Annotated in this window: 26 protein-coding genes and 2 pseudogenes; 17 read left to right on the top strand and 11 right to left on the bottom strand. The window is 70.0% G+C overall.

All coding sequences use genetic code 11. From position 1 onward, the window contains the following. Positions 1-118: 118 nt before the first annotated feature. The gene (locus ABZ070_RS10480) at positions 119-931 is read right to left on the bottom strand and encodes an SAM-dependent methyltransferase (protein ID WP_356632037.1); all 813 of its coding nucleotides are present in this window, start codon (positions 929-931) and stop codon (positions 119-121) included. Positions 932-1,140: 209 nt separating this feature from the next. Here ABZ070_RS10480 and proS point away from each other — a divergent pair, with 209 nt between their 5' ends. From proS to ABZ070_RS10395, 17 genes and pseudogenes are all read left to right on the top strand, one after another. Continuing rightward, positions 1,141-2,553: a proline--tRNA ligase gene (gene proS, locus ABZ070_RS10475; protein WP_356632035.1), complete on the top strand. Its 1,413-nt coding sequence runs from the start codon at positions 1,141-1,143 to the stop codon at positions 2,551-2,553. A 144-nt stretch (positions 2,554-2,697) separates the two neighbouring features. Beyond that, positions 2,698-3,327 (top strand): hypothetical protein, encoded by a 630-nt coding sequence (locus ABZ070_RS10470; RefSeq protein WP_356632033.1) that lies wholly within the window; start codon positions 2,698-2,700, stop codon positions 3,325-3,327. A gap of 233 nt (positions 3,328-3,560) precedes the next feature. Continuing rightward, positions 3,561-4,001, top strand: a complete 441-nt coding sequence (gene rpsP / locus ABZ070_RS10465; RefSeq protein ID WP_356632031.1) for a 30S ribosomal protein S16 — start codon at positions 3,561-3,563, stop codon at positions 3,999-4,001. 2 nt (positions 4,002-4,003) lie between these two features. Next, on the top strand, positions 4,004-4,243 hold the full coding sequence (locus ABZ070_RS10460) for an RNA-binding protein (RefSeq protein ID WP_003980229.1): 240 nt from the start codon (positions 4,004-4,006) through the stop codon (positions 4,241-4,243). Between the two features lie 78 nt (positions 4,244-4,321). Beyond that, entirely contained in the window at positions 4,322-4,867 is a 546-nt protein-coding gene (rimM, locus tag ABZ070_RS10455) for a ribosome maturation factor RimM (RefSeq protein WP_356632029.1), read from the top strand. Beyond that, on the top strand, positions 4,867-5,688 hold the full coding sequence (trmD, locus tag ABZ070_RS10450; RefSeq protein WP_356632027.1) for a tRNA (guanosine(37)-N1)-methyltransferase TrmD: 822 nt from the start codon (positions 4,867-4,869) through the stop codon (positions 5,686-5,688). The genes rimM and trmD overlap by 1 nt, the downstream gene beginning before the upstream one ends. A 126-nt stretch (positions 5,689-5,814) precedes the next feature. Beyond that, on the top strand, positions 5,815-6,165 hold the full coding sequence (gene rplS, locus ABZ070_RS10445) for a 50S ribosomal protein L19 (protein ID WP_100109387.1): 351 nt from the start codon (positions 5,815-5,817) through the stop codon (positions 6,163-6,165). A 71-nt stretch (positions 6,166-6,236) separates the two neighbouring features. Further along, positions 6,237-7,031, top strand: a complete 795-nt coding sequence (gene lepB / locus ABZ070_RS10440; protein ID WP_356632025.1) for a signal peptidase I — start codon at positions 6,237-6,239, stop codon at positions 7,029-7,031. After that, positions 7,024-8,065 (top strand): annotated as a pseudogene (lepB, locus tag ABZ070_RS10435) (signal peptidase I); the annotation flags it as partial. The gene lepB (ABZ070_RS10440) and the pseudogene lepB (ABZ070_RS10435), both read left to right, overlap by 8 nt. Beyond that, positions 8,001-8,906: a signal peptidase I gene (lepB, locus tag ABZ070_RS10430; RefSeq protein ID WP_356632041.1), complete on the top strand. Its 906-nt coding sequence runs from the start codon at positions 8,001-8,003 to the stop codon at positions 8,904-8,906. The pseudogene lepB (ABZ070_RS10435) and the gene lepB (ABZ070_RS10430), both read left to right, overlap by 65 nt. Positions 8,907-8,977: 71 nt before the next feature. Then, on the top strand, positions 8,978-9,721 hold the full coding sequence (lepB, locus tag ABZ070_RS10425) for a signal peptidase I (RefSeq protein WP_356632023.1): 744 nt from the start codon (positions 8,978-8,980) through the stop codon (positions 9,719-9,721). Continuing rightward, on the top strand, positions 9,711-10,220 hold the full coding sequence (locus ABZ070_RS10420) for an NUDIX hydrolase (RefSeq protein WP_356632021.1): 510 nt from the start codon (positions 9,711-9,713) through the stop codon (positions 10,218-10,220). The genes lepB (ABZ070_RS10425) and ABZ070_RS10420 overlap by 11 nt, the downstream gene beginning before the upstream one ends. Positions 10,221-10,276: 56 nt before the next feature. Further along, the gene (locus ABZ070_RS10415) at positions 10,277-10,585 is read left to right on the top strand and encodes a DUF2469 domain-containing protein (protein ID WP_005311352.1); all 309 of its coding nucleotides are present in this window, start codon (positions 10,277-10,279) and stop codon (positions 10,583-10,585) included. Positions 10,586-10,779: 194 nt separating this feature from the next. Further along, complete coding sequence (locus ABZ070_RS10410) at positions 10,780-11,142, top strand: YraN family protein (protein WP_356632019.1); 363 nt, start codon at positions 10,780-10,782, stop codon at positions 11,140-11,142. Then, positions 11,142-11,393 (top strand): annotated as a pseudogene (locus ABZ070_RS10405) (magnesium chelatase domain-containing protein); the annotation flags it as partial. The gene ABZ070_RS10410 and the pseudogene ABZ070_RS10405, both read left to right, overlap by 1 nt. Before the next feature lie 41 nt (positions 11,394-11,434). Then, a complete protein-coding gene (locus ABZ070_RS10400; RefSeq protein ID WP_356632017.1) occupies positions 11,435-12,862 on the top strand; it encodes a recombinase family protein in 1,428 nt (475 codons plus the stop codon). Between the two features lie 180 nt (positions 12,863-13,042). Further along, positions 13,043-13,282, top strand: coding sequence for a helix-turn-helix transcriptional regulator (locus ABZ070_RS10395; protein ID WP_356632015.1), 240 nt, complete (start codon positions 13,043-13,045; stop codon positions 13,280-13,282). A gap of 57 nt (positions 13,283-13,339) precedes the next feature. Here the strand turns inward: ABZ070_RS10395 and ABZ070_RS10390 are convergent, their stop codons facing one another. From ABZ070_RS10390 to ABZ070_RS10345, 10 genes are all read right to left on the bottom strand, one after another. Then, complete coding sequence (locus tag ABZ070_RS10390; protein WP_356632013.1) at positions 13,340-13,720, bottom strand: hypothetical protein; 381 nt, start codon at positions 13,718-13,720, stop codon at positions 13,340-13,342. A gap of 65 nt (positions 13,721-13,785) precedes the next feature. Beyond that, positions 13,786-14,214 (bottom strand): hypothetical protein, encoded by a 429-nt coding sequence (locus tag ABZ070_RS10385; protein ID WP_356632011.1) that lies wholly within the window; start codon positions 14,212-14,214, stop codon positions 13,786-13,788. Positions 14,215-14,342: 128 nt separating this feature from the next. Continuing rightward, entirely contained in the window at positions 14,343-14,474 is a 132-nt protein-coding gene (locus ABZ070_RS10380; protein ID WP_356632009.1) for a hypothetical protein, read from the bottom strand. Further along, a complete protein-coding gene (locus ABZ070_RS10375; RefSeq protein WP_356632007.1) occupies positions 14,471-14,740 on the bottom strand; it encodes a hypothetical protein in 270 nt (89 codons plus the stop codon). Before ABZ070_RS10375 ends, ABZ070_RS10380 begins: the two co-directional genes overlap by 4 nt. 264 nt (positions 14,741-15,004) lie before the next feature. Then, positions 15,005-16,255, bottom strand: coding sequence for a helix-turn-helix transcriptional regulator (locus tag ABZ070_RS10370; RefSeq protein WP_356632005.1), 1,251 nt, complete (start codon positions 16,253-16,255; stop codon positions 15,005-15,007). 109 nt (positions 16,256-16,364) lie between these two features. Beyond that, positions 16,365-16,841 (bottom strand): hypothetical protein, encoded by a 477-nt coding sequence (locus ABZ070_RS10365; RefSeq protein ID WP_356632003.1) that lies wholly within the window; start codon positions 16,839-16,841, stop codon positions 16,365-16,367. Between the two features lie 83 nt (positions 16,842-16,924). Continuing rightward, positions 16,925-17,626, bottom strand: a complete 702-nt coding sequence (locus tag ABZ070_RS10360) for a collagen-like protein (RefSeq protein ID WP_356632001.1) — start codon at positions 17,624-17,626, stop codon at positions 16,925-16,927. Further along, positions 17,623-17,934, bottom strand: a complete 312-nt coding sequence (locus tag ABZ070_RS10355) for a hypothetical protein (protein ID WP_356631999.1) — start codon at positions 17,932-17,934, stop codon at positions 17,623-17,625. The genes ABZ070_RS10360 and ABZ070_RS10355 overlap by 4 nt, the downstream gene beginning before the upstream one ends. Before the next feature lie 15 nt (positions 17,935-17,949). Next, the gene (locus ABZ070_RS10350; RefSeq protein ID WP_356631997.1) at positions 17,950-18,174 is read right to left on the bottom strand and encodes a holin; all 225 of its coding nucleotides are present in this window, start codon (positions 18,172-18,174) and stop codon (positions 17,950-17,952) included. Between the two features lie 8 nt (positions 18,175-18,182). Next, positions 18,183-19,202: a peptidoglycan recognition family protein gene (locus ABZ070_RS10345; RefSeq protein ID WP_356631995.1), complete on the bottom strand. Its 1,020-nt coding sequence runs from the start codon at positions 19,200-19,202 to the stop codon at positions 18,183-18,185. Positions 19,203-19,204: the final 2 nt, after the last annotated feature.

The raw sequence follows: 19,204 nt of genomic DNA, 5'->3' as shown, positions 1-19,204 counted from the left end.
GTGGGCGATGCCGTGCTCGACGGGGATGCGTGCTGAGGAGTGGGCGAAGCGGGCTGCTTCGTGGTGGGCCATGAGCCATTGCAGGTGCGGCCCCGGGAGTCAAGGCGGACGGCAGCGGTCAGCGCGCGCGGGCGATCAGATAGCGGAAGACGTTGGGCATCCACACCGTGCCGTCGGACCGTCGGTACGGGTGGAGTGCCTCGGCGATCTCCTTCTCCACCTGCGCCTGGTCGGTCTCCCGCACGGCCTGGTCGTACAGACCCGTCGACAGCAGCCCGCGCACCGCGCTCTCCACGTCCCCGTAGCCGAACGGGCAGGCCACCCGGCCCGAACCGTCCGGGTTCAGGCCGGCCCGGGCGGCGACGTCCTCCAGAGCGTCACGGTGGGCGGGCCGCCGGTCGCCGCCCGGGCCGCCCGCCACACGGAGCACCCCGGACGTGGCGCACCGCTCCGGCGGGCCCCAACCGGTGAGCACCACCACGCTCCTGCGCTCCGCGAGACCGACCGCGTCCCTGAGGACCCGCCCCAGCTCCTCGCCGTCGCCCGCGCTGCAGCCGATCGGCTGGAAAGCGGTGACCAGGTTGTACGCGGCCCCGCCCGGCTCGACTGCCGCGCCGACGTCGCCGTCGTACAGGCGGGCGCTCGGGTTGCCGGCCAACCGTTCCCGCGCGAGGGCGAGACGGTCGACGTCCCTGTCGACGCCCGTCACGGTCGCGCCACGGGCCTGTGCGATGAGCAGGGCGAGACCGGAACCGCAGTCGAGGCCCAGCAACCTCGATCCGGTGCCGACCTCGAGACGTTCGTAGACCGCCTCGTAGAGAGGCACCAGCATGCGTTCCTGGATCTCTGCCCAGTCCCGGGCCCGTGTGCCTGCGTCCGCCGAGGACGCCGACGCCTTGTCGGTCCGGTGCCGGACGAGCGTGGATGTCATCGAAAGCGCCCCAATCCGCCGAGAGGTCGGTTGTGCCCTGAAGCTCAGCCCCCGTGTGCGTACGCCCCGCGCTCCCCCGTATGCCAGGGAACTCCGCGGGCGTCCACACGTCCAGGGGTTGTGCGGCACTGCTTACGAGCCCGGGGCGTGCGCCCTGGGCGACCTGGCCGATTCACGCTGAGGTCCCGTGTCGCCGTACGATGCGCGCCATGGCAAAGGCACCCGTTCTTACGCCGCAGGCGGAAGACTTTCCACGCTGGTACCAGGACCTGATCAACAAGGCCGAATTGGCGGACAACGGCCCGGTGCGCGGCACCATGGTCATCCGACCGTACGGCTACGGCCTGTGGGAGCGGATGCAGCAGGAGATGGACGCCCGCATCAAGGCAGCGGGCGCTCAGAACGCCTACTTCCCGCTCTTCATCCCCCAGTCTTACCTGACTCGCGAGGCTGAGCACGTCGAGGGCTTCGCGCCCGAGCTCGCGGTGGTCACGCACGGGGGCGGCAAGGAACTCGAGGAGCCCGTCGTGGTGCGCCCCACGTCGGAGACGATCATCAACGACTACTTCTCGAAATGGGTGCAGAGCTACCGGGATCTGCCGCTGCTGATCAACCAGTGGGCGAACGTGGTCCGTTGGGAGATGCGCCCGCGGGTCTTCCTCCGTACGACGGAATTCCTCTGGCAGGAGGGCCACACCGCCCACGCCACGTACGAGGACGCCAGGGACTACGCCGCGTACATCCACCGGCAGGTCTACGCGGACTTCATGGTCAACGTGCTGGGCATCGACGTGGTCCTCGGCCGCAAGACGCCCAGGGAACGCTTCGCCGGCGCCATCAACACCCTGACCCTGGAAGGGATGATGGGCGACGGCAAGGCGCTCCAGATGGGCACGAGCCATGAGCTCGGGACCAACTTCGCCAAGGCTTTCAACACCTCGTACCTCTCCAAGGACGGGCAGCAGGAACTGGTCTGGCAGACCTCGTGGGGAACGTCCACCCGGATGGTCGGCGGGCTGATCATGTCCCACGGCGACGACAACGGCCTGCGGGTACCGCCGCGGCTGGCGGCCGTCCAGGTCGTCGTCATGGCCATCAAGGGCGACGAGGCGGTCGCCAGGGTCCGCGCACTCGGCGACACCCTCAGGGCGGCGGGGCTGCGGGTCCAGGTCGACGACCGTGTCGACACCCCCTTCGGCCGCCGGGCCGTCGACTGGGAGCTCAAGGGCATCCCCGTGCGGATCGAGATCGGTCCGCGCGACCTGGAGGCGGGTACGGCGGTGCTGGCCCGGCGCGTCCCCGGCGGCAAGGAGGCGGTGGCCGTCGAGTCGCTCGCCGCGCTGCTGCCCAAGATCCTCGAGGACGACCAGGCGCTGCTGCTCGAGCAGTCCAGGGCCCGCCGCGAGTCCCGTACCAGCGAGGTCACCACGATCGAGGAGGCCGCCGAGGCCGCGGTCGCCGGCGGATGGGCGCGCATTCCGTGGGCGACGCTGGGCGAGGAGGGCGAAGCGAAGCTGGCCGAGCAGGCGGTGTCGGTGCGCTGCCTCGTCGCCGAGGACGGGTCGGTTCCCGTGTCCGACGACGCCCCCGGTACTGTCGCGATCGTGGCCCGCGCCTACTGAGCCGTCCGTCCCGGCTCGTGGCGGTCGCTACGTACCACCTTGGTGCGAGCTGTGAGGCTTCTCCGCAGATCGGCGTACCCGCCCTCGTCAGGACGCATCAACGGCAACTGACGGGTAAGTGCAAAATATTTGGGATGGCCCGGAATGGAACCCGCGGGCCCTCCGGCTCGTTATCACGACGTGAGCACGACACCACCTGTTCTCGCCGCAGAGCTGGCACAGGCGTGGGCCGACATTCAGCGGCACCACCCCGAGCTGCCGGATCTTGCCGCGCCCGAGTCCCTGATCGGAGAGTCCTCGTCCGCCTGCGGCGCCGAGCTCTCCTTCGAGCGACTGCTCCACGAGGCAGTCCACGGCATCGCCGCCGCGCGAGGAGTCCGCGACACCTCGCGCGCCGGCCGCTACCACAACCGCCGCTTCCTCGCGATCGCCGAGGAGATGGGCCTCGACCATGTGGACGAGCCGCATCCCAGCAGCGGCTTCTCGCTGGTCGCGCTCAACCCCGAGGCCAAGCGGCGGTATCGCCCCACGATCGAGCGGCTGCAGCGCGCGCTCAAGGCGCACACGGTCGCAACGGCTTCCGACACCAAGCGGACCTTCCGCGGACCGGCCGCCCGGCACGGCTCCTCGGGCGGCGGCGTGCGGGTCAAGGCCGTCTGCGACTGCGGCCGCAATGTCAGAGTCGTTCCGTCGGTTCTCGCGCAGGCGCCGATCGTCTGCGGGGGGTGCGGAAAGCCTTTCCGTATCCCGGACGTAGTGGGCGCGGCGAGCTGATCGTCCGCGCCCACCCGGGCCGGGCCGCCGGGCCGGGCCGCCGGCCTGGCCGCGCCCTGCCCGGTCGGGTGAAAAGCCGTCGCGTGTGTGTGGCACAATGGCTAGCTGTACTCGACAGCCGCACAGGAACCCTCTCGCCTCCGGCTGACGCGTCCATCGGGCACCCGAGTACCGCAACCCCACGTGGCATCTCGTTGTGCCCAACCACGTCAAGACCAGGAGACACCACTCCCGTGGCAGTCAAGATCAAGCTGAAGCGTCTCGGCAAGATTCGCCAGCCCCACTACCGCATCGTCGTCGCCGACTCCCGTACCCGCCGTGACGGCCGGGCCATCGAGGAGATCGGTCTGTACCACCCGACGTACAACCCGTCGCGCATCGAGGTCGACTCGGAGCGTGCGCAGTACTGGCTGTCCGTCGGCGCCCAGCCGACCGAGCCGGTCATGGCGATCCTGAAGCTCACCGGCGACTGGCAGAAGCACAAGGGCCTCCCGGCCCCGGCGCCGCTGCAGCAGCCGGAGACGAAGGAAGACAAGCGCGCCTCCTTCGACGCCTTCGCCAAGACCCTCGAGGGTGACGACGCCAAGGGTGAGGCCATCACCCCGAAGGCGAAGAAGGCCGACAAGAAGGCGGACGAGGCCGAGGCCGCGCCCGCCGAGTCGACCGAGGCCTGAGGATGCTCGAGGAGGCTCTCGAGCACCTCGTGAAGGGCATCGTCGACAACCCGGACGATGTGCAGGTGGCTTCACGCACCCTGCGCCGCGGGCGCGTGCTCGAGGTCCGGGTACACCCCGACGATCTCGGTAAGGTGATCGGCCGCAACGGCCGCACTGCGCGCGCCCTGCGCACCGTCGTGGGCGCCATCGGCGGCCGTGGCATCCGCGTCGACCTCGTCGACGTGGACCAGGTTCGCTGAACAGTTGAACACCGGCTCGGGCCGGGGAGGGCCGACGGCCGTCCCCGGCCCGTAGTCGTATCTAAGGAGTTTGCAAGCGTGCAGCTGGTAGTCGCGCGGATCGGCCGCGCCCATGGCATCAAGGGCGAGGTCACCGTCGAGGTGCGTACGGACGAGCCCGAGCTGCGGCTCGGACCCGGCGCCGTGCTGGCCACCGACCCGGCCGGCGCCGGGCCGCTGACGATCGAGTCCGGCAGGGTGCACAGCGGTCGGCTGCTGCTGCGCTTCGAGGGCGTCAAGGACCGCAACGCCGCGGAGGCGCTGCGCAACACCCTGCTGATCGCCGAGGTGGACCCGGAGGAGCTCCCCGAGGAGCCGGACGAGTACTACGACCACCAGCTGATGGACCTCGACGTGGTGCTGGCCGACGGCACGGAGATCGGCCGGATCACCGAGATCAGCCATCTGCCCTCGCAGGACCTGTTCATCGTCGAACGACCCGACGGCAGCGAGGTGATGATTCCGTTCGTGGAGCAGATCGTCACCGAGATCGACCTCGAGGAGCAGCGGGCCGTCATCACGCCGCCGCCCGGTCTGCTCGACGACGCCGAGGCCGAGATCGCGTCGTCGCGGGACGAGTCCTGATGCGCCTCGACGTCGTCACGATCTTCCCCGAGTACCTCGAGCCTCTGAACGTCTCCCTGGTCGGCAAGGCACGCGCCCGCGGGCAGCTCGGCGTCCATGTGCACGACCTGCGCGACTGGACGTACGACCGGCACAACACGGTGGACGACACTCCCTACGGTGGCGGGCCCGGCATGGTCATGAAGACCGAGCCCTGGGGTGACGCGCTCGACGGCACCCTGGCCGACGGCTACGAAGCCGGCGCCCACGGCCCCGCGCTGGTCGTGCCCACGCCCAGCGGCCGGCCCTTCACCCAGAAGCTCGCCGTCGAGCTGTCCGAGTGCCCCTGGCTGATCTTCACGCCCGCCCGCTACGAAGGCATCGACCGGCGTGTCGTCGACGAGTACGCGACCCGGATGCCGGTGTACGAGGTGTCCATCGGCGACTACGTGCTGGCCGGCGGCGAGGCTGCCGTACTGGTCATCACCGAGGCCGTCGCCCGCCTGCTGCCCGGTGTCCTCGGCAACGCCGAGTCGCACCGCGACGACTCCTTCGCGCCCGGCGCGATGGCGAACCTGCTGGAAGGGCCCGTCTACACCAAGCCCCCCACCTGGCGCGGGCGGGCGATCCCGGACGTGCTGGTCAGCGGCCACCACGGGAAGATCGCACGGTGGCGGCGGGACGAGGCGTTCCGGCGCACGGCGCTCAACAGGCCGGACCTGATAGAGCGTTGCGACGCGGCGGACTTCGACAAGAAGGACCGCGAGATCCTCTCGATGCTCGGCTGGGCACCGGAGCCCGAGGGCCGATTTTGGCGCAGGCCCGAGGCCGTGGAAGAATAAGCCGCTGCTGTACGCCCGGCCGGCGCCCCTGCCACAGGGGGAACGACGCCCGCTCGGCGGGAGCACCCCGATTCTCATCCCGAATTCCGTCGATGACCTGTGGCATCGGCGAGGAAGCAGACCACCATGGCTCACCTGCTCGACAACGTCAACGCCGCATCGCTGCGCAGCGACGTCCCGGCCTTCCGCCCCGGCGACACCGTGAACGTCCACGTTCGCGTCATCGAGGGCAACCGCTCCCGTATCCAGCAGTTCAAGGGTGTCGTCATCCGCCGCCAGGGTGCGGGCGTGAGCGAGACCTTCACGGTCCGCAAGGTCTCCTTCTCCGTCGGCGTCGAGCGCACCTTCCCGGTGCACAGCCCGATCTTCGAGAAGATCGAGCTCGTCACCCGCGGTGACGTCCGTCGCGCCAAGCTGTACTACCTCCGTGAGCTGCGCGGCAAGGCCGCGAAGATCAAGGAGAAGCGCGACAACTGAGCCTGAGCTCACCGCCGCGACGACGTTTCGGTTCAACCGGTCACAGGGCGGCCGGATAGGCTCTGCCCTCGATGGACACCGAAGCACAGCACACGGAGCGCGACCACTCTTCCCCCCCGCCTGCCGGGGACGAGGGAGAGGGGTCGCGCTCCGCGCGTCGTTACGGGCCCTCGAGGCGCCGCTCCGGCCGCTCCCCGATGTCCCTGCGCACGGCGGGGATCATCGGAGCCGCCTGCGCCGTCTTCGTACTGCTCCTGAGCCACTTCGTGGTGCAGCCCTTCCAGATCCCCAGCAGCTCCATGGAACCCACGCTCCAGGTCGGGGACCGGGTGCTGGTGAACAAGCTGGCGTACCGTTTCAGTGAAGAGCCCCGACGCGGAGACGTGATCGTTTTCGACGGCACGGGCTCCTTCGTGCAAGAGGGAGTGACGGAAAACCCGGTCAGTTCCGTAGTACGAGAGGGGCTCGCCGCACTCGGACTCGCCGAGCCGGCGGAGACCGATTTCGTCAAGCGGGTGGTGGGCGTGGGCGGTGACCGAGTTGTCTGCTGCGACAAGGGGGGCAGGGTCGAGGTGAACGGCGTACCGGTGGACGAAAGATATCTGCACCCCGACGGCGCGCCTTCCGAGGTCGCCTTCGACATCGTCGTCCCCGAGGGGACCCTGTGGGTCATGGGGGACCACCGCAGCAACTCGCGTGACTCGAGGGACCATCTCGGTGAGCCGGGCGGCGGCATGGTGCCCGTCGACAAGGTGATCGGGCGGGCCGACTGGATCGGCTGGCCGATCACCCGCTGGTCGGGCGTCGAGCCCGCCGACGCGTTCACCGGCGTGCCCGACGCTCCCCCGGGCAGCGCCCATGGGTAACCGCGGGCGCAGCGCCAGTCACCGGGCCGACACCCGGCTGCCCACCGGGACCCGGCCGACGAACGGCGCGAGGCCACTGCCCGGCAGGGCGGAGCGGCGCCGGCTGGCGCAGAAGGTCAAGCGCAAGCGCCGCCGGTCCGCGATGAAGGAGATACCCCTCCTGATCACGGTGGCGCTGCTGATAGCCCTGGTGCTGAAGACGTTCCTCGTCCAGGCGTTCGTGATCCCGTCGGGCTCGATGGAGCAGACGATCAGGATCGAGGACCGGGTGCTGGTCGACAAACTCACCCCATGGTTCGGCTCGAAGCCGCAGCGGGGGGACGTCGTCGTCTTCAAGGACCCCGGCGGCTGGCTGCCGCAGGAGGAGAAGCCCAAAGAGGACGACCCGATCGGGGTCAAGCAGGTCAAGCAGGGCCTGACCTTCATCGGACTGCTTCCGTCCGACGACGAGCGCGACCTCATCAAGAGGGTCGTCGCGGTCGGCGGCGACACCGTGAAGTGCTGCGACCAGGGCGGCCGTGTCACGGTCAACGGCGTACCGCTGAACGAACCGTATCTGCATCCGGGGAACGTCCCCTCGACGATGAAGTTCGACGTGACGGTGCCGGAGGGCCGGATCTTCGTGATGGGGGACCACCGGTCGAATTCGGCCGATTCGCGTTTCCACCTCGACGAGGAGGGCAGCGGCACGGTTGCCGAGGACCAGGTCGTCGGGCGCGCTGTTGTCATCGCGTGGCCGCTCGACCACTGGCGGCAGCTCGAGGAGCCGGAGACCTACGCATCCGTCCCCAACGCGCGCGCCGGGACGACGGTGGCACAGCCGCCGTCGAATAGTCTGTCCTCCCAGGACCAGAACCGAATGGTCCTGCTCCCGACCCCTGCGGAACTCCCGCTCGTTATGGGAGTGGTGGGCCTGTCCCTGCTGTGGCGCAGGCGGTACGCACGGAGTGAGGAGTGGATGTGGGGGATGTGGCGGTCGGCGCACGGTCCGGGCACGACGATCCCGAGGAGAGGCACGGGCTTCCCGAGACGCCCTCGGACGTGACGGGCGACGCGACGCCGGCGACCGGAAGCGACGGCGATTCCTCGGAGGGCAGCGGTACGGATCGGAAGAAGCAGAAGTCCTTCTGGAAGGAACTGCCGCTCCTGATCGGTATCGCGCTCCTTCTGGCGCTGCTGATCAAGACGTTTCTGGTGCAGGCGTTCTCGATCCCCTCGGACTCGATGATGAACACGCTGCAGCGGGGCGACCGCGTGCTGGTGGACAAGCTCACGCCGTGGTTCGGTTCGGAGCCGGAGCGTGGCGAGGTCGTGGTCTTCCACGACCCGGGCGGCTGGCTCGAGGGCGAGCCCACCCCGGAACCGAACTTCGTCCAGGAGTTCCTCAGCTTCATCGGCCTGATGCCGTCCGCCGAGGAGAAGGACCTCATCAAGCGGACCATCGCCGTCGGCGGGGACACGGTGGAGTGCAAGAAGGGCGGCCCGGTCAAGGTGAACGGCAAGGCCCTCGACGAGCCGTACATCTACCCGGGTAGCAGCGCCTGCGACGACATGCCGTTCGGGCCCTTCAAGGTGCCGGACGACAAGATCTGGGTGATGGGCGACAACCGCCAGAACTCCCAGGACTCGCGCTACCACATGGAGGACGTGAACAGCGGCTTCGTCCCCGTCGACAAGGTCGTCGGTCGCGCCGTGGTGGTCGCCTGGCCGCTCGGCCGCTGGTCCACGCTTCCGGTGCCGGTCACCTTCGACCAGCCCGGGATCAACGCTGCGGCTGCCGCGCTGCCCGCCGCGCCTGCCGCGCTCGGCCTGGCGGGAGCGCTGCCGATCGTGCTGTGGCGCAGGAGGCTGACCGGCGGGCGTACCGCCGGGTAGGGTGCCGCCCATATCGCCGATCCCGAGAAAGAGCTTCTCGGGGTCGAATCTCCGAGGTGGGGAGCGCCGGGATGGGCGGAATGGGACGTGACGACGACGGCCGCGGCCGGCTCGGCAGTGCGCTGTCGGGGCTGGCCGTGGCCGTCGGCTGTGTGCTCTTCCTGGGCGGATTCGTCTGGGGCGCTCTCGTCTACCAGCCGTACACGGTGCCGACGGACTCCATGTCGCCGACCGTGAAGGCGGGCGACAGGGTGCTGGCGGAGCGCATCGACGGCGGTGAGGTGCACCGCGGTGACATCGTGGTCTTCCGCGACAAGCAGTGGGGCGACATGCCCATGGTCAAGCGTGTGGTGGGCGTGGGCGGCGACGAGATCGCCTGCTGCGCGGAGAACAGTCGGCTGACCGTCAACGGCGAGGCCGTCGAAGAACCGTATTTGCTGCAGCCGGAGGAGAACGCGTCGCAGCAGTTCACCGCGGATGTGCCGGACGGGCACCTGTTCCTCCTCGGCGACGAACGCGGGGGCTCGCTCGACTCGAGGTCGCATCTGCAGGACCCGGGCCACGGTTCCGTCCCCCGGTCCGCGGTGACGGCCCGCCTGGACGCCGTGGCGTGGCCGCTGGACGGCGGCATGGTCGACCGCCCCGAGGGGTTCGCCGCCCTGCCGGGCGGCATCTCGCAGCCCGGCCCGGTGAGGCTCATGCTGGGGGCCGTCGTGGCCGGTGCCGTTCTGATCGTGGGCGGGGCGGCGTACGGGCCGGTGGCCGGCCTCCTCGGCCGCAAGAGGCGCGACAGGACCGTCTCCCGTGTCGCCTGACCTGCCCGGCGCCCCGCCCCGGCTGCGGAAGGTCGCGAGGATCGTGCTCCTCGATCCGCAGGACCGGATCCTGCTGATGCACGGATACGAGCCGGCGGATCCCGCCGACACCTGGTGGTTCACCCCCGGCGGCGGCCTGGAAGGGGAGGAGACCCGCGAGGAGGCGGCCCGGCGCGAGCTCGCGGAGGAGACCGGGATCACCGAGGTGGAACTAGGGCCGGTGCTGTGGCAGCGGCACTGCTCGTTCCCCTTCGACGGGCGCCGCTGGGAGCAGGACGAGTGGTACTTCCTGGGGCGCACGCGGCAGACCGTCACTGCCCCCGGCGCTCTGACGGAGCTCGAGCAGCGGAGCGTCGCGGGCCTGAGGTGGTGGACCTCCGCCGAACTGTCGGCGGCGCGTGAGACGGTGTATCCGACCAGGCTCGCCGAGCTGCTGCGCACGCTGCTCGACGAGGGACCCCCGAGATCGCCGGTGGTTCTGGCCCCGGAAATCGTCTAGGGAGCCAGGGCGGCTGACGCACAATAGGGGGACGCAAGGCTGAAGGGGAACATGCCATGAGCGCCGAGGACCTCGAGAAGTACGAGACCGAGATGGAGCTGAAGCTCTACCGGGAGTACCGAGATGTCGTCGGGCTGTTCAAATACGTGATCGAGACCGAGCGTCGGTTCTACCTCACCAACGACTACGAGATGCAGGTGCACTCGGTTCAGGGGGAGGTCTTCTTCGAGGTCTCGATGGCGGATGCCTGGGTCTGGGACATGTACCGGCCGGCCAGATTCGTCAAGCAGGTCCGGGTGCTCACCTTCAAGGACGTGAACATCGAGGAGCTGAACAAGAGCGACCTCGAGCTTCCCGGCAGCTGACGTCGACCTCGAGCTCCCGGGCAGCCGACGTTGGGCTCCAGCTCCCGGGCAGCCAGGGTCCAGGTCTTCGGCAGCTGACTTCACTCGTGCGAGTGACCCGGTTTTCCACAACCCGAGGGTTTTCCACGGCTTTCGACCAAGATCCACAGGAAGGCGCCCCACGCGTCAGAGTCGGTGCCGGAGGTGGTGCCGGGATGAACGCGACGGGGGCACTGGGACGGTACGGCGAGGACTTGGCGGCACGGCTGCTGACCAGGTCCGGCATGAGACTGCTGGCGAGGAACTGGCGCTGCGGGCGGGCCGGTGAGATCGACATCGTGGCCCGCGACGGCGACACGGTGGTCGTTTGCGAGGTGAAGACCCGCAGGGTCGGCTGCTACGAGCATCCCATGGCCGCGATCACGCCCGCGAAGGCGCAGCGGCTCAGACAGCTCGCCGAGTGCTGGCTGGAGCGGCACGGCACCCCGCCCGTCGGCGGTGTGCGCATCGATCTCGTCGGCGTGCTGCTGCCCCGGCGGGGCGCGGCAGTCGTCGAGCATGCCCGCGGGGTGGCCTGATGGGCTTCGCCCGTGCGTGTTCCGTGGCCCTGGTGGGCGTCGAGGGGGTAGTGGTCGAGGTCCAGGCGGACCTGGAGCCGGGAGTCGCCGCGTTCGCGCTGGTCGGGCTCCCCGACAAGAGTCTGGTCGAGAGCAGGGACCGGGTGCGTGCGGCCGTGGTCAACTCGGGCGCCGAATGGCCGCAGAAGAAGCTCACCGTGGGGCTCAGCCCTGCGTCCGTGCCCAAGAGCGGGAGCGGCTTCGACCTAGCGAACCCGAGACAGAGGCTGTTCTAACGTGTCAGGCTGGGGCCATGCCAGCCCACGTGTCCATCCCGACCCGCGCCATCATCTACTGCCGCATCAGCCGAGACCGGGAAGGCGCCGGCCTCGGCGTCGAGCGGCAGCGCGAGGACTGCGAACAGCTTGCCACCCAGCTTGGCATCGAGATCGTCGCTGTCTACGACGACAACGATCTCAGCGCCTACAGCGGCAAGCCCCGCCCCGGATACCGCCAGCTCCTCGAAGACCTGCGAGAGGGCCGCGCAGACACCGTCCTCGCCTGGCACACCGACCGCCTGCACCGCTCCCCGGCCGAGCTGGAGGAGTACATCGACGTGTGCGAGCCGCGGCGCGTCGAGACCCGCACGGTGAAGGCGGGCAATCTGGATCTGACCACAGCCACGGGGCGGATGATCGCCCGGCAGCTCGGCGTCCAGGCCCGGTACGAAGTTGAGCGCATGGTCGAGCGGCAGAAACGCAAGCGCGACGAGATGGCGAAGAACGGCAAGCACTTCGGCGGCCGCCGCCCCTTCGGGTGGGAGGCCGACGGGATGACACCCGTCGAGTTCGAGGTCGAGTGCATCCAGGAAGCAGCCCGGGCGGTCCTCGCCGGGGCGTCTCTCCGGTCCATCGCTGCGGGCTGGAACGCACGCGGCATCACGACCAGCACCGGCGGCGACTGGGAAGGGCCAGAGGTCGGCGGCATGCTGCGGCGCCCAAGGAATGCCGGCATCTTCGTCCATCGCGGCGAGGAGGTCGGGGCGGCGCAGTGGCCGGCCGCGCTCGACGAGGCCACGTGGCGCAGCGTCCTTGGCGTTCTGACCGACCCGTCGCGGGCGGTCAGCCCGAGCAATGAACGGAAGTACCTCGGGTCCGGGATCTACCTGTGCGGTGTGTGTGAGGACGGCACGACGATGCGGTCCGGGACATCGAACAGTCGCACCCCACAGGGCGCGAACCGTCTGTGGTCGGTCTACCGGTGCCGGACGAGTAAGCACCTGAGCCGCCGCCAGGCCCTGCTCGACGACCACGTGCAGATGGTGCTCCTCGATCGCCTCGCCCGGTCGGACGCGGCCGATTGGCTGGCGCAGCGGGAGGAACCGGTCGATGTGCGGGGTGCGCAGGAGGACATGCGGCAGGCGCGGGCGACGCTGGATGAGTTGGCGGCTGCGCTCGGCTCCGGCGAGTTGGACATGCGGTCCTACCGGGTGGCGTCGGAGGGGGCGAGGAAGCGGCTGGAGGACGCGCAGGGCCTGTTGTCGCGGGCGGTGAAGGTGAACCCGGCGGCGGGCCTTGTGGGGGCTGAGGACATCGATGCTGAGTGGAACGGGCTCGGGCTGTCGCGGCAGCGGGCGGTGATTGCGCACCTGATGGCTGTGACGGTGTTGCCTGCCCGTCGGGGCCGGGTTCCTGGGGGCGGCTACTGGGATCCGGACGCTGTGCGGATCGACTGGAAGTAGGCCGCGCCCCCGGTCGTCACCGGGGGCGCGGTGGCCGCCGCCCGTGGCCTGGGGGGCTGACTGGGCGGGGCCGTTTGGGGAGTGGGGGGTTCCGGTTTTGGGATACCCGCGATCGCCATGATCACACAAATTAGGCTCGGCCCTAATCATTTTTGATCTTGGTGTCGGGAGCGTGGACGAGTGCCGCGCCTCACCCACCCCGACGACCGGGTCATCGCCCGCCGTCGAGCGGTCGGGGACCGGATCCGTCATGTGCGCGAGCACCACAACCTCACCCAGCTCGACGTCTGCGGCCGCTCCGGCATCGACGTCGCCACCTACAGCCGCATCGAGCAGGGCCACAGCAGCCCACTCCTCGACACCCTGATCCGGATTGCCGACGCGATCGGTGTGCCGCTCGCCGAGCTCGTACGCGAATGAGCCTCGGTCGGCCTGCGACGGGGAACGCAGACCGACCGGGCGGCCAGGGTCCGGGGCCTATTCGATGACAAGTCGGCCCGTGCGGATGATGTCGTGGTTGGCGAAGAGGCCGTCGAGGTGGAACGTGCGGTCGAGCTCGGCGGTCCACTTTGCTTCCGGGAGATCGCGGTGGGCCGGGGCACGGCACATGCGGGCCCTGGTGCACTGGGTGAGAATCCAGCGCGCTGCCGTCTGGCCGGTGGGCGGGTTGCTGTACATCGACTCGGCCATGCGCCACAGATGCTCACCGGACGCGCTGGCTGGCTCGAGCACGGCGACGATGCCGACGTCGCCCAGGCCGCGGCGGTCGCTGGACTGGGTGGTGTAGGCGACCTGCAGGCCGTGCAGCGGGAAGACGGTCAGGCGGCTGACGGCTGAGACGACTTCGAGGGTGGGCACTGCTGCTCCGATCAGGGTCGGGCAGGCGGGCCGCCGATGCTGCGGCCCGCCCAATGGAGGGTCAGCTAGCAGCACGGCCCGTCGCCGCAGCATGCGGGTTCGTTGCAGTCGGCCGTGGTGCCCCACAGGGACTCGTCGACCGAGTAGCCGGCCGCGCGGAGTTTGCCGACGACGTCGACCATCGCGGCCCTGTCGCGGTACCGGCTGTTCGGTGCGTGGTGGATGTAGCGGCCGTAGCGCTCCTGGCACCAGGCGGTGTACTCGGCGCTGTGGAGCATGAAGGTGTGCCAGGCGGGGTCGACCAGCTTGGACGGGGACAGCGGTTCGCCGGTGCTGCCCATAACGTCGAGGAAGGCCAGGCCCTGGTCCATCACGCGCTCGGCGACGGACAGTTCGAGGCCTGCCTCCTCGGCGCAGAACGCGGCGAGGCGGTCGAACAGCTCCGCGGGGACGAGGTCCCGGCCGTTGCGAGCTTCTACTGCAAGAGCGGTCATGCGATGCTCCCTTGGGTGCGTGTTCGACGCGCGGCTTACCCGCGCGTCGTGGTGCGCGTGCTGGGCTCATGCAGGAGCCCTCACCGCCCTGGCCGGTCTCCGGGCGTGGATCACCGGCCGGGGCGGGGTCAGTGGGGTTTCGGCGGGCAGGCCGGCGTGTGCGTGACGACGGTGGTGCCCGCGCCGGACGCCGAGAACTTGTCGAGCTCTTCGTAGCGTTCGCCGGGCCGGATGGTCTGGTGGCAGCGTGCGCAGATCATGAGTCGTCCTCGGCATACGGGTTGCCGACGGCAGGGCTGACACGCCAGAACGACGTCTGTGTCGCGCGGAACGACCGGTGCCCGGGCCGTTCGCCTGTGTGCTTCAGCGCCCACGTTTCCGCGGGCAGCCGGCGTCCCTCGGTCGCGCCTGATGTAGCGCCGCACGTGGTGCACTGCGCTTCGTACAGCGGCTCCTGCGGCGCGCCCTCTTCGTGGTCCAGGCCGAGCGTCCACTCGGCGGCCCGGATGATGGTGCGCGGGCTCATCCGAAGTGCTCCGTCCGCATCGGAAGGATGCTGTAGAGGACGGGCACGCCTCGGGTCTCGGCGCAGGCCCTATGGGCGTAGACCGACATGCTGGCGGCCGATGATGATTCGTGAACCCGCACGCACACGTCGGCGCCCGGCTCCGGGCAGTAGGTGCAGTCTCGTTCGTCGGCCATCGGTCACCCCGGTCTGATCTGCTGTCAGGTCTTAGATCAGAGTCGGGGCGGACCAGCTACACCAGGGGCACAGTTTGTGCCCCTTCGTTCAGGCGGCGAGCATGCCCAGCTTCACCGCGAGCGCGGAGGCCCGGCGTCGGCGGTCGGGGCTCTTCGCCTCGGTTTCCTCGAGGACGATGCGCTTGGCGTATCCGTTGTACTGGATGGTCTCGGGCGCGGCTTCGTGCGCTTGGGCGAGCGTGGCCAGGGCGACGTCGGGCTGCCCGTCCAGCTGGTACCCGCGGGCTTCTTCGATGCGGTGCCGTGCCCGGCGCGGCCGGGAGGGGATCGTCGTTGCGTCGGCGGCCGCGGCTTGCCGCACGGACTCTCCGCCGGCGTGCAGTTCCACGGCGATGGTGACCGCGTGGGCGCCCATGATGGCGCGGGAGAACGAGGTCACCGGGTGGTAGTAGTCGGCGGGGAGCCGGGCGGCCATGGCGCGCGCCTGGTCCCAGTGGCGCCATGCGGTGCCGGTCTCTCCTCGGCGGGCTGCGGTGTATCCGGCTTCGAAGGTGAGCGCCCCGGTGATGGCGAGGACGTCGTTGGTGGCGTCCGGCAGTTGCGGCTCGAGGAAGCGGAGCGCCTCGGCCGTGACGGCGTCGGCGCTGTCGAAGTGTCCGGGCCCGGAGTCGCGGTGGGCCTGCGCGGTCAGCCACGCAGCGACGCCGATGGTGTGCGGGTCCTCCGAGTCCTGCGCGGCGACCATGCCACGCTCGGCGACGCGCCACAGCAGCGCGGCGTCCGGCTGGTAGGCGACGAAGAACTGCGACAGCGAGTAGACCTCGGACAGGACGGCCTGCGCTGCTCGCCGTTGGGCGGCGGTGTCGGCCTGGCGGACGGCGCGTTGAGCGTCCCGAATCAGGTCGGGCAACAGTGCGCCGATAACTTCCCGGTGATTCGGCGCCGTGTGCCGTGCGGTCCAAGCACGGGCGAGACGGTGCTGCAGGTGCGCGGCCGGCGGCGCTTCCCCGGTGGGCGTGAGGGGGAAAGCGTCTACGGCGGCTTTGACTGCTGCGAGGCGCGGGTGGCCGGGTCCGGTGAAGAGGTCGACGTGCACGGTCTGGTCTCCGGTGAGGTCGGCCAGGTCGCGGACGCGCAGGATCTCGGCGAGGCGAAGGACGATCTCGAGCTTCGGTGTCTTCAGGCGCCCGGACTCGATGCCCTTGACCCAGGAGCCGGAGCGGCCCATGAGCCCGCCGAGTTGCTCGCGGGTCAGGCCCTTCCGGGTGCGGAGGATCTGCAAGCGCTGACCGAACGCCACCTTGTCGGCGTACGGGTCCGGGGTAGCATCAGATGACACGGCCTTGCCCCTCTCTGAACAGCTTCGTCACTGTCAGGGTATGGGGCAGGGCCTTTTCTCGTGGAGTCCCCGGAGGAATGAGCCCTCGCCAGGATCCGCGCAAGGCCCGCTAGGCCAGGTCGTCAGTAGCCAGCGTCATCTGGAGCGTGGAGGCGCCGACGGTGATAGCGACAACCTTGGTACACGGCGAGTTCGGGTCGTCGGCAGCCGGGTCTCCCGCGCAACCCTCGTTGATGTACACCTGCTCCGCGTCCTGCATCTGCACGATCTGGGCAGTCGTCTGGGCGTACCGCTTCCCAGACTGCTCAATCGCGGTGTCCAGGCCATCGACGACGGTCATGATCCTGTCGACGGCGTCAGAGCACGCAGTGCTACTCGGGGTCATGCAGTCAGCCGTCGCATCCCCCTGGGCGGCTGCCAGCTTCGGGGCCCACTCGGTTTCGAGCTTCACATCCTCGACTGTGCTGTCAGCCGTCGCGTCCGTGGTGGGCGTTGGCTTGGCGGCCGGCTTGTCGTCGCTGCTGCTTGAGCAGCCGATGAGAGCAGCGGCCAGGAGCAGAGCGGCAGCGATAGTGCGGGTGCGCATGATTCCCCCCAAGGGTGGTGATGATGGGACGCATCATCCGCCCTGTGGTTGCGGCGCGCAGGAGTTGTGACGGAATCGTGGCTTCACGGGTACTGGCGACGCGCCGGGTCCAGCGCCAAAGGCAGCGGCGGCGCTGGATCTTCGTCCTCGGGCGGTGGCGGTGCCCCGTCGCGGCGGCAGATCTTGGCATCCGGGTCGTAGCTCGGGGTCTGCCAGGAGTAGCCGTCAGGGCAGGACTGGCCGGGCGGCCCGGCCGGGCCCTGCTCGCCGCGGGGCCCCTGCTCTCCGCGTTCGCCCTGCGGACCCTCCGGGCCGACCGGGCCCTGCTGCCCATCGGCGCCGGGCTGTCCGTCGGATCCATCCTGGCCGGGCTGGCCCTGCTCCCCGGGCGCACCGGTGGGACCGGCGTCTCCCGGGTCGCCGGGCTCGCCCGCTTCCCCATCTTCGCCGGGCGCGCCGGCCGGTCCGGGCGGTCCGGGAATGGGCACCGGCACCTCGGCCCGGTCGGGCAGGTCGTCGACCGCACGTGCCGGATCCGGCACGGCGGGCGTGTCGCCGCCCGCTTCGATCTGCGCCCGCAGGATCCTTACGTCACCGGCCAGAGTGCTGACCGCTGTGCCGCGCGCGTTCGCCTCGGCCGCCAGCTGCTGCGCGCGCTGGTCGGCTGCGTCGATGCGCAGCCACACAAGCACGACGGCGCCGGAGAGGACCGTGAGCACGGCCGCGACGGCAAGCGATCGCCAACGGCGCGCGAGTATCCCTTCTGTGCGGTGGGTCGGGGTCACGATGTCGGCCCTCCTAGGGCGGCGATCTGTCGGTCACGGGCGGCGATCTCGGTTTCGAGGTGTGCGATGCGGGCGACGAGCTCGGCCTTGTCCGCGCGCTCGCGGGCGAGGTCGGCGTAGGCCTCGGTGAGCTTGGCGCGCAGGTCTGAGCGCTCTTCCTGCAGTTCGTTGACGAGGCCGCCATAGCCGGTCATCACCACGCCCTGGTGGGTGGCGCGCGCGTTGCTGCGCTGGCCGATCACGGCGGCCGTGGCCGCTGCGAGCCCGACGACGATGGTCGCTACCGCGCCGATGGTCGCAGCGTCCACAGTTCCTCCGGTTGTTCAGCTGCCGATCGGGCCGCGCGCGGTGTGGCGGGCCTGGTAGCCCGCCAGCCAGGTCAGCGCGGTCGGTACGAGCGGCAGGGTTATGGCCTGGAGCCAGGCGGGCAGCGGGCCGAGGAGCGAGCTGTCGGCGGCCACGGCGTTGAGGACGGCGAGGGCGATGCCCACGACGAACGTCACCGCGCTGGCGGCCTTGACCTTGGTTTCGACGGGTGCTGTTGCCATGAGGGTTCTCACTTCCAGTAGAGGCCGCGCAGGCGCGCGGACGTGATGGGGGCGGGGGTCTCGTCGGTGTCGTCGGCCGGGTAGTAGATCGCTTCGAAGCGGACCCGCTCTGTCGGGTCGACGCTGCCGGCGTGCGGGAAGTCCATGAAGCTGCCGCCGCTGGTCGTGAGCCGCTCGACGATCGGCGACGTCCAGCGCGTCCCGTCCGGCCGAAGGTGGAAGAAGCGGCCCTGCACCGTGCCGCCCGCGGGCGCAGTGAGGGTCAGGTGCATCGAGCCGGTGTACGACGTGGCGCCGGTAACGAGGTCGACCGATCCGGCGGGTACGGTCTTCCACTCGCCGGGCGTCAGCTCGATGTCGGTCTCGGTGGCGCGGTTCCAGTTGGCGGGCACGATGCTCTCCTCGGATGGTGCAGGGGCGGGGGGTTGGGGTGCAGGGGGCGCAAGCCGCTCCTCGACGCGGGCGCGCATGCTGGCCATCGTGAAGCCGCGGGGGTCGACCTTCCCGGGCTGCCACTCGTTGTGGCCGACGACCGAGCGGTGAGTCCAACCGTGCTCGCGGCAGATAGCGGCGGCCGCCTTCTCGATCGCCTCGAGCTGCGCCGCCGGCCACGGGTCCTTGCCGTCGCCGAGGTTGATGGCCTCGAAGCCGTAGAAGTGGCGGTTGCCGTCGGTGTTGGCCTCGTTGTCCGCGGGCAGCGCCTGCTCGTTCTGCACGGCGCGCAGGACGTCGTCGTCGCCGAGTCCGGCATGGTTGGCGCGCCCGTTGCCGACGAGGTAGATCGTGCCGTCCTTGGCGATGACGCCGTGGCACAGCGGGCCGGGCAAGGTCGAGCGCCCGTTGTAGCAGAGCTCAACGGACGACATCGTCCCGGCCGTCACGGTGTGGTGGATCATCACACCGTTCACCGGGCCCCACGGGCCCTTGTGGTTGCGGTTGTGCGTCCGCCACGACCGGTGCTCGATCACGCGCAGGCCTGCGCCGCGCAGCACGCGGAGCAGCCGGTCAGCAGACATGGGTGTGGCCATCA

The organism is Streptomyces sp. NPDC006283, from assembly GCF_040613325.1.
GTDB lineage: Bacteria > Actinomycetota > Actinomycetes > Streptomycetales > Streptomycetaceae > Streptomyces.
This window is presented reverse-complemented; position numbering and strand designations above follow the sequence as displayed.